The sequence below is a fragment of the Parazoarcus communis genome, from assembly GCF_003111645.1.
Classification (GTDB): domain Bacteria; phylum Pseudomonadota; class Gammaproteobacteria; order Burkholderiales; family Rhodocyclaceae; genus Parazoarcus; species Parazoarcus communis_A.
Map to the genome: position 1 here is coordinate 1,617,854 of NZ_CP022187.1, position 14,735 is coordinate 1,632,588.

Genomic DNA, 14,735 nt, shown 5'->3' on the forward strand with positions numbered 1-14,735 from the left:
GCCCGCCCCCAAGCGTGGGTCTCACGTCCGGTCAAGGTGTCTGTTACCGAATGGCCCGGCCTGCTGCGCGGTGCCGATGACCGGGGAGCGCCTGACGCTCAGGGCGCGATGCGAATGACACCCCAGCGCTCGCTGTCGGGCATGTGTTCGGGCATGCCGATACGGCCGATGCCGGGCAGCTTGATTGCTGGCGGCCAGGCGTCCACCCCGATGCTGAGCCCAAGCAGACTCAATTCGATCCCTTCCTCAGCCGCAAGCATGACCCCGAGCAGGCCAAACAGCGATACCTGCCCGCCGGAACCGCTGGGTGCGGCGCCGAACAGGGCACCTTCCGGCAGATAATCCTTCCCGATCGCCGTCGGCGGCAGCTCGAGCCGGAGCTCGGGCACCTCACGACCAAGATAGGCAATGAAGGTATTGCTGTTGGGGCCGGGCCAGATGCGGTATTCGTTAGCGTGCGGATAGCGGTCGGCCGCATCGTGCAGGCGTGCGATCAAGGCATCCACCTCGGCTCCACCGCGCACATCACGCAGCAGTTCGGGCTCGCTGCCAAACCAGTAGCCGTCCGGAATTCCCTCGCGCACCCGGACCGCACTCCGCCCATGTGCGACACCAAAGCCCATCACCTCGAAGCGTGTGTAATCCGCAGCACCGCGAGGCTTTGCGGCAATCCAGGTATGCACACCGAAAATCCCGCGCCAGCGCACGGCGCGGGCGGCATAGACCTGCACCACCGCCTCGTCCGCCACAGCCGGGTCGGGCGCCAGCCCGCTGCTGTCACGCCGTGCAGTACGCCAGTCCGCTGCCTGCGCGTCCCCGGCAAAATGCATCGCGGTCGATCCCACGAGCGGCACAAAGAACGCGATCAGCACCGCGGCAATCGCTCTGCGTACAGGCCATCTGTTTCCACGGACGGTGCTTTCCTTCATGCGAGCTAAAACTCCTCGGTATCAGTCTCGGTCTGCGTGGCGGCGCTACAGACGCCGACCAGCCGCCCGATCGCACTAGCCGGCTGAACGCAAACTCACTTCCGCCCGCTGGCGATACACGCCGCCGAATCGGTCTCCGGCAGGTCGCCTGGCACCTCCGGGCGCGCCAGCAATTCTTCGAGCAGATGCCCGTGCCGATCCGCCTTGGTGCGCAGGTAGTGCTGGTTGTGGTCGTTGAGCTGGCCGAAAAGCGCACGGCGGCTGACGACGTCGATGCCGGCCTTGCGCAGGGCACTCACCTTCTCCGGATTGTTCGTCAGCAGTTCGATGCGCGGAATGCCGAGATCGTCGAGCATCTGCTGTGCGATCCGGTAGTCGCGCTCATCCTTGCTGAAACCGATCACCTGGTCGGCGTCGATCGTATCCAGACCTTCGTCCTGCAGCCGATATGCTCTCAGCTTGTTGGCCAGTCCGATCCCCCGCCCTTCCTGGGCAAGATAGAGCATCACCCCGCCACCCATCGAACAGATGGTGGTGAGACCGTTGCGCAACTGCGCCCCGCAGTCGCAACGCTGGCTGCCAAAGATATCGCCGGTCAGGCAGGACGAATGCACCCGCACCGGAACCGCGTCGGCCCAGTTCTCGCGCTCACCAAGCACGATGGCAACATGCTCGCGCACGCCGTCCTCTTCGCGAAACAGCACGAAGCGCGCGTCGCCCAGCTTCGCGAGCGGAACACGCGCATCGCTGACGCGCCTGAGCTGTCCGGGGCCGGTTTCACACAACTCGATCGCAGAAGTCACCTTCACGACCAGCAGCGAACCGTCGGCAAGGTGCTGCGCAACCGCTTCCGCTTGTCCCGCACTCACGGCAAAGGCAAGCGCAGCCGGCACCAGTTGCGCGTGCCGCATCAGCAGCAGACCTGCACGCTCCGCAGCGGTCGAACGCACAGGCGCGATACGCGGCGTCTTGGGCAATACGGAAGCACGTCCGAGTGCGAACTGGGTCAGCAGCGGGAAGCCGGGCGCATGCGCCGAATCGAAGTGCTGGGTGGCCGACACATCGCTGACCTCGACACCGAGGCTCGCCAGACGATGGCGTGACAGCACCAGTGCCGGCGCGGAGCCGGTAAGCACACGAGCCTCCTCCAGTGCGGTGGCGCCAAAGCCCTCGACCGGCGCGATCAGCGTATCGCCCTCGTCGTCCCGCAACAAGACGGGCACGCCGCGGCGCAAATCAAAAATGGCGCGCTCTGCTTGGCGCATCAATCATTCTCCAAGGGGTATTCTTCCGCTGCAGACACTTTGCAGCCACATCTGCTCGATACACTGGACTCTGACCGCGGCTATCCGGATTCCGTTCGGAAGCCGCCTGGCGCGTCGGCGCGAGGGCAAGTGAAGTATCGGCTGAAAGTTAAGCCCTGAACTATAGCAACGGCAGGGCCGATGCCGCCAGTCAATCGGCGACCAATCAGCGCTTGCGCTGCCGGCGCTTGGCCGCCAGCGCTTTCCCCGGGTGCGGCGCAGGCTTGTGTACGAGACCAAGTGCCCCACGCGAAAGCCGGTCCGCGTCACCGTTACGATACCGCGGCACCCACTGCCACTCAATCGCCTCAAACAACCCGGCCAAAGCCTGAACCCTGGCGATGAGCGCCGTCAGCCTTGGCACTGCCGTGTGGGCGCTGCCCGCCGCATGACGTACTGCAAAATCGCTGTCGCCACACAGCACCAGGCGCTGCACACCCGCTGCATGTGCGAGGGAGAGCGCGGCGCACACGGCCTGCAGTTCCGCCTCGTTGCTGCACCCTGTGCCCTCTCCGCGCTCGGAGAACTCCACACGACTGCCATCGGGCGATTGCAAGACAACACCAAGACCAAGCTTGCCGGGGTTGGGCAGCGCGGCGCCATCGAACCAGCCCAGCCAACAGTCCCCGGTTTCGCCAGGCGACGGCGTGGGGACCATGCGAGAATCTACCGACTGGGATCGCTTTGACACGCGCTACGCTCTGCAAGGGATGTAAGAGCGGCATATTGCCACCACCTGCCCCTGCGGCAGCACTTTCGAGAGGTTAGTTACATGACGGTATGTGAATTCGGGATCATCGGCATGCGTGACGAACAGTGTCTGCGCACGGTAACGAACGCAATTCAGGACTTGCCCGGCATTACCCACGTCGAGATCACCCTTGCAAGCGGCAGAGCCACGATCGAGTTCGGCACTTTCGTATCCGAAGCAGACATCCGGCAAGCCGTCGAGGATGCCGGATTCGCCACGGAATAGCTCAATCCGGCCCAGGCGGGCACATGGGCCGACGCAATGCTTTCCGCATGAGCCGCTTCACACCCCAATGCGGGGAGCGAGGCGCACAGAACCCTTTGCCATGACAATGACATTCAGGCAATATCTGTAGCGGAACACAAAAGAACAGCTGCAGCATGCCACCACGGCTTGCAGCCCGTACAGAGCATATTTTTTCCCGGGCATCTCGATGAAGGGTCCGCCTCTCAGAAGATCGCGCTCGACGCAGGTATTGCTGCGCTTTCCCATCATCTTCTCCGCCTACTGGCTCGCGTGGCAGGCAGCCAGCCTGTTCGAGGTCTATCCAAACGTCAGCGCATTCTATGCATCAGCCGGGCTGACGGTCTGCTTCACGATGGCGCACGGCCTGATCGGCGTCCCTGCGCTCTATCTCTCGATTGTCGCGGTGCGGATACTGGACCTTCCTGCTCCCGGCTTCAGCGCCATCGTTCTGCTTGACCCGATACGCGAGATCTGTGTTTACGGTCTGGTTGGCGCGCATCTGCGCCAATACTGGACGCGCCCCAATTACCGGTTCTCTCTGCCAATTGCGGTCCGAGTCATCTACAGCGCCTTCCTGGCGAGCCTGTCGTCCGCCCTGCTGGCGACCCGAACTCCTGCGCTCGGCAGCACGCCAGCCGAACTGCTTGGCACCACAGTGCTGTCGTTCTGGGGCGGGGATTTCGCCGGCGTCATGATCACCGTCCCCGCTTTCATGATTCTGTATCGTATCTTCAGCCCCCCGCTGAACGGCGGCAGCATGAACCTCATTGACGCCCTTCGGACAGCGCGGGCACTGTCGCTGGTGATCTACCCCCTGCTCGGCCTGTCCATTGCCTTGTTCTCGGTTGCCTTGCCGGCCCTGCTTGAGGTCGACACACGCATCGCCATCCTCATCCTATTCCCTGTCGTACTGGCAGGACTGTCCCGCGGCACGATTGTCGGATTCCTGGTGGCCACTGTATCGTGTGCAACCCTCCTCGTTGCCGGTTCAGCTCTCGGCTTCAACATCAACGAACCCATTGAGATCCAGTTGATTCTGGCGCTTGCAGTCGCCCTCGGCCTGATGGCGGGCGCCTCCCACGATGACAAGGAACATGCCTGGACGCTCGCCACCTTCGACGCGGTGACCGGCCTCCCCAATCGCTACATGGTGATGGACCGGCTTGAGGACGCGCTCACGAGTGCTCGCCGTACCAAGACCACCGTGGCGGTGATGTACATCGACCTTGACCACTTCAAGGAGGTCAACGACACGCTCGGTCATCACGCGGGTGACAACTTGTTGAAGCAGGCAGGGGAGCGGATCAGAAACGCCGTCCGACGTTCGGATACAGTTGCGCGCATCGGTGGGGATGAATTCGTCGTCGTGCTGTCCTCGGTTGACAGTATCGAAGGGGCAGACCATGTTGCTCGAAACGTCCTGTCCGCGCTGGAGCAACCCTTTTCACTCGGTGCCCGCATGGTGACGATATCCGCCAGTATCGGGGTGGCCGTGCATTCGATCACCAGCCAGACAACCGATGACGTGCTCAGACAGGCAGACCACGCCATGTATCAGGCGAAAAGCGGTGGACGCAACCGCATCTACCATTCATCCACACCGTGCGCAGGCACCGCATTTGTCCTGGGCGAACTGCGTAGCAGCACTTCGAACTGAAGTCACAGTCGCAGTCACGGCCGTAGCGCCTGAACGCCACGTCCGGACTGGACAAAAAATAACCGCATCGATGCCGGGCATCAATGCGGTTTTCATTTCTTATTATCAGCGGATTCCGGTCTTTCTTATGAGAACCGTTCAATACATGATCTGCCACACCTTCTTATTCGCCCATCAGCCAAGTGAGCCGATGTAGCCTGGCGGACGATGGTCAGACATTTAAGCAGTGCAACGGTCGAATGCTTGCTGACTTGCTGGCCGCAACATGTCGACCTCGCATTAACAGCTGTGGCTTTTTTTTCGCCACTGAATGCACCCAACCACCGCCATCCTTCTGCTCTTGTCTCCTCTCTCACCTCTCCTCAATATTCCTCCGCGCACGCTGGCGTCCTCCTCCTCACACAGCCAGCGTGCGTCACTTGCTCATGCGCTCAAGTTCGCGGCCTTCTTCAGATCGGCCACCCGCGCATTGGCAAGCTGCGCAACCTGATCCTGGGTGTCAGCGGTGAGCGCCTGGACATTGCGGGCATAGGCCATCGCGCGCTCAAACATCGGAGAAACAATCTCTGACTGAGCATCCTTGATCGAAGCGCCTTTCGTAACGCCCGTCAGCGCGCACAATGCGGCCGTTCCCTCATTGACCGAATCCCGCAGCGCCTCCATGTTCAACTGCGTCAGGCGTTCGGTCGAATCCAGATAGATCTTCGACATCATCAGCATGGATTCAATTGCGCTGCTTTGCGCTTGGGTAATACTCTCGACAACAGAGGTCTTCATTAAACTCTCCTGAAACCGGTAGTAAGCGAACGGCTATTGAGCTCGCGTCATTGCGCTCATCGCGAGCAGTTGAGACAAGAATAAACCCGAGATCCGACAAAGTGTGTTCGGTGCCGAACATATAGAAAAAACAAGAGGCGTATCCTGCACAATCAATGACATGGCAGCGAATGAACCCTGCGCTGGCGCTCAATCACACTTAGGGAGAACGCCTTGGCTTCTACACCCTGCGATGGCTTCACCAAGAACAAGATTCTTGCAGCCATTCCCGACACTGAGCGCAAGCGTCTGCTCACGGACATCGACTGCGTTCACCTTGAGTTAGGTCAGAATCTGTACGAGCCCGCCGGGGCGAATGAATACATCTACTTCCCGAAGACCTGCGTCGCGTCACTGGTCTTTTCGGCCGGCGACGGCACGTCTGCGGGCCTGGCAACAGTCGGCAATTCCGGCCTCATCGGACTGCCCCTGCTCTTGAGTGGAGAGTCGTCCGTCCACCATGCGGTGGTCCATCTTCCGGGCGAAGCCTGCCGGATCAGCGCCGAGATCCTGCGCTGGGAGTTCTCCCAGGACCAGCCTCTCCAGAGAATCATCATGCGCTATGCTCAGGCCTTGATGAGCCAGTTGGCGCAAAGCGCCGTGTGCAACCGACTGCATACCGTAGACCAGCAGCTTTGCCGTTGGCTGCTTCTCAGTCTTGACCGCGTGGAGGGAAATGAGCTCCATATCACCCAGGGGCTCATTGCCAACATGCTCGGCGTGCGCCGCGAGGGCATATCCGAGGCTGCAAGTAAGCTTCAGGCCATGGGCCTGATCCAGTATCGCCGCGGCAACATCACCATTCTTGACCGAAGCGGCATCGAAGCTCGCGCGTGTGAATGCTACGCCGTCGTCAAAGGCGAATACGACCGCATGTTGAGCGGGCTTCCTCACCACCGGCCAGGCAGAAGGGTGCGGGCGAACCCCGCGAACCTTCGCCGCCGCGCGGAGGACCGCCGACAGTCCCGCGAATTCGCGCTGCCAAAGCTCGACGCAAGTGACGATCGCCTGGTCCACGAACTGCAGGTTCGCAAGATCGAACTGGAGATACAGCAGGAAGAACTCGAACTTGCCTATAGCCAGGCCAACGAGCTCAACAAACGTTATGCCGACCTCTATGACTTCGCCCCTGTCGGCTATGTCACCATCGATGGCGCCGGGACAATCATCGAGATCAACCTCTCCGCCGCCATCCTGCTCGGCCTGAAACGGTCGGAAGCCTGTCAGCACCAGTTTGCAGAAGTTGTTACCCCGGGAAAACGTGCCACGTTCAACCTCTTTGTCGAGCAGGTTCGAACCAGTCAGAAGCAGATTACCTGCGAACTCCCACTGATTCCCACCGAGCGACGACCCAAGGCTTTCATCCGCATACAGGCGGTTACCGACGACAACGGTCACGAGTGTCGCATGGTGATCTTCGACATTACCGCCGAGCGCCTGGCAGAAGAGAAAGTCCGAGAAAGGGATTACTACCAGCGCGCCTTGCTCGACAACTTCCCGTTCATGGTGTGGCTGAAGGATGAGCAGAGCCGGTTTCTCGCAGTCAACACGCCGTTTGCGAGGAACTATGGCTGGAGTTGCGCAGCAGACCTCGTGGGGAAAACCGACTTCGACACCACCACCCCCTCACTCGCGGAGAGTTACCGCGCAGACGACCAGGAGGTGCTGCGTTCGGGCTCTCCCAAGAACGTCGAAGAGCCGATCGAGTCGAACGGCGTCCTTCGCTGGTACGAAACCTACAAATCGCCAGTATCAATCGATGAACGACGCATCGGAACCGTGGGTTTCGCGCGCGACGTGACGGAGCGCAAGAACGCACAGGTCGCACTCGCAGAATCGGAACATCGCTACCGAAGCCTGATCGAACACCTGCCAATAAGCCTGATCATCACTCAGAACAAGATCATCCGCCACATCAACCCCAGAGCGGCCAGTCTGCTTGGCTATACGACAACCGAGTGCGCCGAGAAATCGATTCTCGACTTTGTGTTCAGGGATGATCATCACGGCATCGAGACGGTCCACGTTCTGTACCTCGACGCATCCTCTTCGCCGCAGGAGCATGACGCCCGGATCCTTTCCCGAGATGGGCGAGTGATCGAATGTCATTGGTACATGAGCTCGGTCATGTGGGAAGGCAAACCTGCCGCACTGAACGTGCTTGAGGATGTCACCGAACGCCGGCGCGTGGAAGCCAAACTGCGCATGCTCGCGAGCACCGACACCCTTACGGGCCTTGGAAGCCGCCGTCATTTCATCGACCGCGCCGAGGAGGCCCTGTCTCAGCTCCACAGGGATCCCAGCAGACCCGTTTCGCTGATGGTGCTCGACCTTGATCGTTTCAAGACAATCAACGACCAACTGGGCCATGCTGCCGGCGACACGATCTTGCGATTGTTCGCTGATTCCCTGCGCCAGGAACTGCGCAAAAGTGACACGGCGGGGCGCCTCGGCGGTGACGAATTCGCGGTCCTCCTGCCGGGGACAAGTCTTGCCACAGCAGGCCTGTTCGCCGAGCGCCTGAGATCCAGGTTCGCCAGTGAGTCTGCTGTCATCGAGAGCAAGAAGATCTTCGCCACGGTCAGTATCGGCATCGCAGCAATGGCCGCAACCGACACATCCGTGCATGACCCACTGGCACGCGCTGACCGCGCCCTGTACCTTGCAAAGACCCGCAACCGAAATCGGGTCGAGTTCGCACCGGACTGAAAAAGCTGACCTCAACTCATGTGGGTGAGAAAGCCCCCATCCTCGCTCGCCAATGTCTCGGCGACATCGGCTGTAAAGCACGTCGAAGCGCACGTTCGCATCGTGAGCCCAACCGACCGCGCTTCGATCTTCAGATTTACGAGTCGTGGACAGCAAAAACCCCGCTGAGGATTATCTCAGCGGGGTTAAGCGTAGGGTTAGTCTGACGATGACCTACTTTCACGAGAACGAATCTCACTATCATCGGCGCGATCTTGTTTCACGGTCCTGTTCGGGATGGGAAGGGGTGGGACCAAGACGCTATGGTCGTCAGACTATGACTTGTCACCTGCGCGTTGCAGGCCAAAGCGGGAAGAAGTATATGGGTGTTGTGATTGCGTCGATGGTTGGGCGAAGTTTTTTCGTCCAACAACGAGTATCGACTGTTTTGTAAGGTTATAGGATCAAGCCTCACGGGCAATTAGTATCGGTTAGCTTAACGCATTACTGCGCTTCCACACCCGACCTATCAACGTGGTGGTCTTCCACGACCCTTCAGGGGGCTCTAGGCCCCAGGGAAGTCTCATCTTGAGGCGAGTTTCCCGCTTAGATGCTTTCAGCGGTTATCTCTTCCGCACTTAGCTACCCGGCGATGCGACTGGCGTCACAACCGGTACACCAGAGGTGCGTCCACTCCGGTCCTCTCGTACTAGGAGCAGGTCCACTCAAACTTCCAGCGCCCACGGCAGATAGGGACCAAACTGTCTCACGACGTTTTAAACCCAGCTCACGTACCACTTTAAATGGCGAACAGCCATACCCTTGGGACCGGCTACAGCCCCAGGATGTGATGAGCCGACATCGAGGTGCCAAACTCCGCCGTCGATGTGAACTCTTGGGCGGAATCAGCCTGTTATCCCCAGAGTACCTTTTATCCGTTGAGCGATGGCCCTTCCATACAGAACCACCGGATCACTATGTCCTGCTTTCGCACCTGCTCGACTTGTCGGTCTCGCAGTCAAGCCTCCTTTTGCCATTGCACTATCAGTACGATGTCCGACCGTACCTAGGAGACCTTCGAACTCCTCCGTTACCTTTTGGGAGGAGACCGCCCCAGTCAAACTGCCCACCATGCACTGTTCCCGACCCGGATTCACGGGCCTGGGTTAGAACCTCAACGACACCAGGGTGGTATTTCAAGGTTGGCTCCACGAGAACTAGCGTCCCCGCTTCAAAGCCTCCCACCTATCCTACACAAGTCCCGTCAAAGTCCAATGCAAAGCTACAGTAAAGGTTCATGGGGTCTTTCCGTCTAGCCGCGGGTAGATTGCATCTTCACAAACATTTCAACTTCGCTGAGTCTCAGGAGGAGACAGTGTGGCCATCGTTACGCCATTCGTGCAGGTCGGAACTTACCCGACAAGGAATTTCGCTACCTTAGGACCGTTATAGTTACGGCCGCCGTTTACCGGGGCTTCGATCAAGAGCTTGCACCCCATCACTTAACCTTCCGGCACCGGGCAGGCGTCACACCCTATACGTCCACTTTCGTGTTTGCAGAGTGCTGTGTTTTTAATAAACAGTCGCAGCCACCGATTCTCTGCGGCCCCTTCGCCCTTCGGATGTACTCCTACAAGCTACCGGGGCATACCTTCTCCCGAAGTTACGGTATCAATTTGCCGAGTTCCTTCTCCTGAGTTCTCTCAAGCGCCTTGGTATTTTCAACCTGCCCACCTGTGTCGGTTTGCGGTACGGTCGATTCTAGACTGAAGCTTAGAGGCTTTTCCTGGAAGCAGGGTATCAACCACTTCGTCTCACAAGGAGACTCGTCATCACGCCTCAGATAATCCCCGCGGATTTGCCTACGGGGTACTCCTACACGCTTAAACCAGGACTTCCAACACCCGGCTGGCCTAACCTTCTCCGTCCCCCCATCGCATCTAGAACCGGTACAGGAATATTGACCTGTTTCCCATCGACTACGCATTTCTGCCTCGCCTTAGGGGCCGACTCACCCTGCGCCGATGAACGTTGCGCAGGAAACCTTGGGCTTTCGGCGAGGGTGCTTTTCACACCCTTTATCGCTACTCATGTCAGCATTCGCACTTCCGATACCTCCAGCATCCCTCTCGAGACACCTTCGCAGGCTTACGGAACGCTCCCCTACCACGTGTCATAAGACACATCCGCAGCTTCGGTTCATGGCTTGAGCCCCGTTACATCTTCCGCGCAGGACGACTCGACTAGTGAGCTATTACGCTTTCTTTAAAGGGTGGCTGCTTCTAAGCCAACCTCCTAGCTGTCTATGCCTTCCCACTTCGTTTGCCACTTAGCCATGCATTTGGGACCTTAGCTGGCGGTCTGGGTTGTTTCCCTCTTGACAACGGACGTTAGCACCCGCTGTCTGTCTGCCGTATATCACTTTGCGGTATTCGGAGTTTGCTATCGCGGGGTAGATCGCATTGACCCCCCCAACGATTACAGTGCTCTACCCCCGCAAGTGTCCGTACGACGCACTACCTAAATAGTTTTCGGGGAGAACCAGCTATTTCCGGATTTGTTTAGCCTTTCACCCCTATCCACAGCTCATCCCCTAATTTTTCAACATTAGTGGGTTCGGACCTCCAGTGCGTGTTACCGCACCTTCATCCTGGCCATGGATAGATCATCCGGTTTCGGGTCTACGCCCAGAGACTATGTCGCCCTTATCAGACTCGCTTTCGCTACGCCTCCCCTATTCGGTTAAGCTCGCCACTGAACGTAAGTCGCTGACCCATTATACAAAAGGTACGCAGTCACCCCACAAGGAGGCTCCCACTGTTTGTATGCATGCGGTTTCAGGATCTATTTCACTCCCCTCCCGGGGTTCTTTTCGCCTTTCCCTCACGGTACTAGTTCACTATCGGTCGATCACGAGTATTTAGCCTTGGAGGATGGTCCCCCCATCTTCAGACAGGATTTCTCGTGTCCCGCCCTACTTGTCGCACGCTCAGACCCGCCACCTAATTTTCACATACGGGGCTATCACCCTGTGTTGCCGGACTTTCCAGACCGTTCTGCTAATTAGATGGTTTAGTCGTGCAGGCTCATCCGTGTTCGCTCGCCACTACTTACGGAATCTCGGTTGATTTCTGTTCCTGCAGCTACTTAGATGTTTCAGTTCGCTGCGTTCGCCTCCACGTACCTATGTATTCAGTACGGGATACTCCTTGCGGAGTGGGTTTCCCCATTCGGATATCGGGGGATCAAAGCTCCATTGCCAGCTCCCCCCCGCTTTTCGCAGGCTTGCACGTCCTTCATCGCCTGTGATCGCCAAGGCATCCACCACATGCACTTAGTCGCTTGATCCTATAACCTTAGATCCTCGGTTACCCAAAGATCCGGTCACAGGTCGAACTCGTTTGTGCGAACCTCGTCGCGCCGCTGACACAGCACGCGAGATTCAATGCAATCACGCTACCCGTGCAACGCATCTACTGATACGCTGCACATATATATACTTCTTCCACTTTGTTAAAGAGCGAGCCAATCGAGAAGTTTGACCTTCCCGAGAAGTCAGGCATAAACACCAGAAGCTTTCCTGGCCATGCATGACTGACTTCTCGAACCTCGTTGTGTGTCTGACCACTGTCTGACCAGCGTCTGGTTTGCATCAGATACTGGTGGAGCTTGTCGGGATCGAACCGACGACCTACGGCTTGCAAAGCCGCCGCTCTCCCAGCTGAGCTAAAGCCCCATTCTGACCAACGCACCTTCGATAGTTTGGTGGGTCTGGTTGGGTTCGAACCAACGACCCCCGCCTTATCAAGACGGTGCTCTAACCAGCTGAGCTACAGACCCTCACACTCGAGGCTCTTCGCTTGAACAACCGATAAGTTGTGGATACTTGACCACTGCGACCTTTCTCTTGAAAGGAGGTGATCCAGCCGCACCTTCCGATACGGCTACCTTGTTACGACTTCACCCCAGTCATGAATCTCACCGTGGTAAGCGCCCCCCCGAAGGTTAAGCTACCTACTTCTGGTGAAACCCACTCCCATGGTGTGACGGGCGGTGTGTACAAGACCCGGGAACGTATTCACCGCAGCATGCTGATCTGCGATTACTAGCGATTCCGACTTCACGTAGTCGAGTTGCAGACTACGATCCGGACTACGATCGGCTTTAAGAGATTAGCTCCACCTCGCGGCTTGGCAACCCTCTGTACCGACCATTGTATGACGTGTGAAGCCCTACCCATAAGGGCCATGAGGACTTGACGTCATCCCCACCTTCCTCCGGTTTGTCACCGGCAGTCTCATTAGAGTGCCCAACTAAATGATGGCAACTAATGACAAGGGTTGCGCTCGTTGCGGGACTTAACCCAACATCTCACGACACGAGCTGACGACAGCCATGCAGCACCTGTGTTCTGGCTCCCGAAGGCACCAAGTGATCTCTCACAAGTTCCAGACATGTCAAGGGTAGGTAAGGTTTTTCGCGTTGCATCGAATTAATCCACATCATCCACCGCTTGTGCGGGTCCCCGTCAATTCCTTTGAGTTTTAACCTTGCGGCCGTACTCCCCAGGCGGTCAACTTCACGCGTTAGCTGCGTTACTCAGAAAGTTACCTCTCCGAACAACTAGTTGACATCGTTTAGGGCGTGGACTACCAGGGTATCTAATCCTGTTTGCTCCCCACGCTTTCGTGCATGAGCGTCAGTACAGGCCCAGGGGGCTGCCTTCGCCATCGGTGTTCCTCCACATATCTACGCATTTCACTGCTACACGTGGAATTCCACCCCCCTCTGCCGTACTCTAGCCTTGCAGTCACAAACGCAGTTCCCAGGTTAAGCCCGGGGATTTCACATCTGTCTTACAAAACCGCCTGCGCACGCTTTACGCCCAGTAATTCCGATTAACGCTCGCACCCTACGTATTACCGCGGCTGCTGGCACGTAGTTAGCCGGTGCTTCTTGTCAAGGTACCGTCATCCGACAAAGATATTAGCCTTGCCGTTTTCTTCCCTTGCGAAAGAGCTTTACAACCCGAAGGCCTTCTTCACTCACGCGGCATGGCTGGATCAGGCTTGCGCCCATTGTCCAAAATTCCCCACTGCTGCCTCCCGTAGGAGTCTGGGCCGTGTCTCAGTCCCAGTGTGGCGGATCATCCTCTCAGACCCGCTACAGATCGTCGCCTTGGTGAGCCTTTACCTCACCAACTAGCTAATCTGACATCGGCCACTCCAATCACGTGAGGTCCTAAGATCCCCCACTTTCCCCCTCAGGGCGTATGCGGTATTAGCTACGCTTTCGCGTAGTTATCCCCCATGACTGGGCATGTTCCGATGCATTACTCACCCGTTCGCCACTCGCCGGCAGGTGCAAGCACCCCCGCTGCCGTTCGACTTGCATGTGTAAAGCATGCCGCCAGCGTTCAATCTGAGCCAGGATCAAACTCTTAAGTTTAATCCTACAAAGTACTCAAAATCATTTTACTGACATATGAGCACCTAATCTTTGTGAAACTCAAAACTGCCTAAGCAGTTTCATGGCCACAGCGATCAAGCACCCACACTTATCGATTGTTCAATTTTTTAAAGAACCGCTGCAGTTCCTGCAGCAGAGAAGCGAGATTATGATCAACTTAACTTATCTCGTCAACCCCTGTCTTCGTTTTATTTCAAAACCACCGAAACAACAAAAACAGAAATCCGCTTCAAAAATACCTGCAAAAACAACTGCTTTCCTGCCATCACCCCGTTTCGCCAATCGCGTTTCGCGGTGAAGAGGTGCGCATTATAGACACCTCAGAATGCTCGTCAACAACTAAATTTCAGATTGTTGAAACAAGCCATCCATCCAGACCTGGCCGAACATTCCAGAAAAGAAAAAGTCAGCTGCAGGCAGCTGACTTTCCCTGAAATCTACTGGTGGGTGCTGACGGGGTCGAACCGCCGACATTCGCCTTGTAAGGGCGACGCTCTACCAACTGAGCTAAGCACCCGCACTGGAGCAGCGAAGGTGCTGTCTGCTCAGTGAAGTCCGCTAGTTTACCGAATCCTTCAAACCTTTTCCAGCCCTAAATTTAGGAACTTTTGCTGCCTTGATCTTGATGTTCTTACCGGTGCGAGGATTTCGGCCAGTTCGTGCAGCGCGGTCTCCCACATAGAAGGTTCCGAAACCGACGAGGGTAACGGTATCGTCTTGCTTGAGTGCCTGCTTTACGGAATCGATTGTCGCGTCGAGCGCCTTGCCTGCCGCAGCCTTGGAAATATCGGCATTTTTGGCAATTGCGTCGATCAGTTCGGATTTGTTCACTTCTAGCCCCCTTCTGGTGTGGAACGCGATAGAAATAACCTGGC

The 14,735-nt window shown here is 57.5% G+C and carries 9 protein-coding genes, 3 tRNA genes and 3 rRNA genes; 4 read left to right on the forward strand and 11 right to left on the reverse strand.

The genetic code is table 11. The annotated features are described in order from the left end of the window. Nucleotides 1-98: 98 nt before the first annotated feature. From CEW83_RS07380 to CEW83_RS07390, 3 genes are all read right to left on the reverse strand, one after another. The gene (locus tag CEW83_RS07380) at nucleotides 99-929 is read right to left on the reverse strand and encodes a DUF3750 domain-containing protein (protein WP_199915233.1); all 831 of its coding nucleotides are present in this window, start codon (nucleotides 927-929) and stop codon (nucleotides 99-101) included. 95 nt (nucleotides 930-1,024) lie between these two features. Next, nucleotides 1,025-2,194 (reverse strand): GTP cyclohydrolase II, encoded by a 1,170-nt coding sequence (gene ribA, locus CEW83_RS07385; RefSeq protein ID WP_108948772.1) that lies wholly within the window; start codon nucleotides 2,192-2,194, stop codon nucleotides 1,025-1,027. 205 nt (nucleotides 2,195-2,399) lie between these two features. Beyond that, a complete protein-coding gene (locus tag CEW83_RS07390) occupies nucleotides 2,400-2,891 on the reverse strand; it encodes a ribonuclease HI family protein (protein ID WP_108948773.1) in 492 nt (163 codons plus the stop codon). 114 nt (nucleotides 2,892-3,005) lie between these two features. Here CEW83_RS07390 and CEW83_RS07395 point away from each other — a divergent pair, with 114 nt between their 5' ends. Both CEW83_RS07395 and CEW83_RS07400 read left to right on the forward strand, forming a co-directional pair. Next, nucleotides 3,006-3,209: a heavy-metal-associated domain-containing protein gene (locus CEW83_RS07395; RefSeq protein ID WP_108948774.1), complete on the forward strand. Its 204-nt coding sequence runs from the start codon at nucleotides 3,006-3,008 to the stop codon at nucleotides 3,207-3,209. Nucleotides 3,210-3,417: 208 nt separating this feature from the next. Next, nucleotides 3,418-4,887 (forward strand): diguanylate cyclase domain-containing protein, encoded by a 1,470-nt coding sequence (locus CEW83_RS07400; RefSeq protein WP_108948775.1) that lies wholly within the window; start codon nucleotides 3,418-3,420, stop codon nucleotides 4,885-4,887. 423 nt (nucleotides 4,888-5,310) lie between these two features. Here the strand turns inward: CEW83_RS07400 and CEW83_RS07405 are convergent, their stop codons facing one another. Next, on the reverse strand, nucleotides 5,311-5,664 hold the full coding sequence (locus CEW83_RS07405; protein WP_108948776.1) for a phasin family protein: 354 nt from the start codon (nucleotides 5,662-5,664) through the stop codon (nucleotides 5,311-5,313). Nucleotides 5,665-5,877: 213 nt separating this feature from the next. Between CEW83_RS07405 and CEW83_RS21340 the strand changes: the two genes are divergently transcribed. Next, a complete protein-coding gene (locus CEW83_RS21340; protein WP_108948777.1) occupies nucleotides 5,878-8,412 on the forward strand; it encodes a PAS domain S-box protein in 2,535 nt (844 codons plus the stop codon). 200 nt (nucleotides 8,413-8,612) lie between these two features. Here CEW83_RS21340 and rrf read toward each other — a convergent pair. From rrf to CEW83_RS07435, 5 genes are all read right to left on the reverse strand, one after another. Beyond that, nucleotides 8,613-8,726 (reverse strand): 5S ribosomal RNA (gene rrf / locus CEW83_RS07415). A 125-nt stretch (nucleotides 8,727-8,851) separates the two neighbouring features. After that, nucleotides 8,852-11,739: ribosomal RNA gene (locus CEW83_RS07420) — 23S ribosomal RNA — on the reverse strand. Nucleotides 11,740-12,051: 312 nt separating this feature from the next. Continuing rightward, a tRNA-Ala gene (locus tag CEW83_RS07425) sits at nucleotides 12,052-12,127 on the reverse strand. 27 nt (nucleotides 12,128-12,154) lie between these two features. Beyond that, nucleotides 12,155-12,231 (reverse strand) — tRNA-Ile (locus tag CEW83_RS07430). 70 nt (nucleotides 12,232-12,301) lie between these two features. Further along, nucleotides 12,302-13,839 (reverse strand): 16S ribosomal RNA (locus CEW83_RS07435). Together the 16S, 23S and 5S rRNA genes with 2 tRNA genes alongside form the textbook arrangement of a ribosomal RNA operon. Before the next feature lie 82 nt (nucleotides 13,840-13,921). Here CEW83_RS07435 and CEW83_RS21005 point away from each other — a divergent pair. Then, nucleotides 13,922-14,158, forward strand: coding sequence for a hypothetical protein (locus tag CEW83_RS21005; RefSeq protein WP_159099408.1), 237 nt, complete (start codon nucleotides 13,922-13,924; stop codon nucleotides 14,156-14,158). A 143-nt stretch (nucleotides 14,159-14,301) separates the two neighbouring features. Here CEW83_RS21005 and CEW83_RS07440 read toward each other — a convergent pair. Further along, nucleotides 14,302-14,377 (reverse strand) — tRNA-Val (locus tag CEW83_RS07440). A 41-nt stretch (nucleotides 14,378-14,418) separates the two neighbouring features. Beyond that, the gene (locus tag CEW83_RS07445) at nucleotides 14,419-14,691 is read right to left on the reverse strand and encodes an HU family DNA-binding protein (protein ID WP_108951260.1); all 273 of its coding nucleotides are present in this window, start codon (nucleotides 14,689-14,691) and stop codon (nucleotides 14,419-14,421) included. Nucleotides 14,692-14,735 lie beyond the last annotated feature (44 nt).

Excerpts from the sequence above, each read along its gene's own strand:
- CEW83_RS07380 (WP_199915233.1), bottom strand. The coding sequence starts at position 929 with ATGAAGGAAAGCACCGTCCGTGGAAACAGATGGCCTGTACGCAGAGCG.
- ribA (WP_108948772.1), bottom strand. The coding sequence starts at position 2,194 with ATGCGCCAAGCAGAGCGCGCCATTTTTGATTTGCGCCGCGGCGTGCCC.
- CEW83_RS07390 (WP_108948773.1), bottom strand. The coding sequence starts at position 2,891 with ATGGTCCCCACGCCGTCGCCTGGCGAAACCGGGGACTGTTGGCTGGGC.
- CEW83_RS07395 (WP_108948774.1), top strand. The coding sequence starts at position 3,006 with ATGACGGTATGTGAATTCGGGATCATCGGCATGCGTGACGAACAGTGT.
- CEW83_RS07400 (WP_108948775.1), top strand. The coding sequence starts at position 3,418 with ATGAAGGGTCCGCCTCTCAGAAGATCGCGCTCGACGCAGGTATTGCTG.
- CEW83_RS07405 (WP_108948776.1), bottom strand. The coding sequence starts at position 5,664 with ATGAAGACCTCTGTTGTCGAGAGTATTACCCAAGCGCAAAGCAGCGCA.
- CEW83_RS21005 (WP_159099408.1), top strand. The coding sequence starts at position 13,922 with ATGGCCACAGCGATCAAGCACCCACACTTATCGATTGTTCAATTTTTT.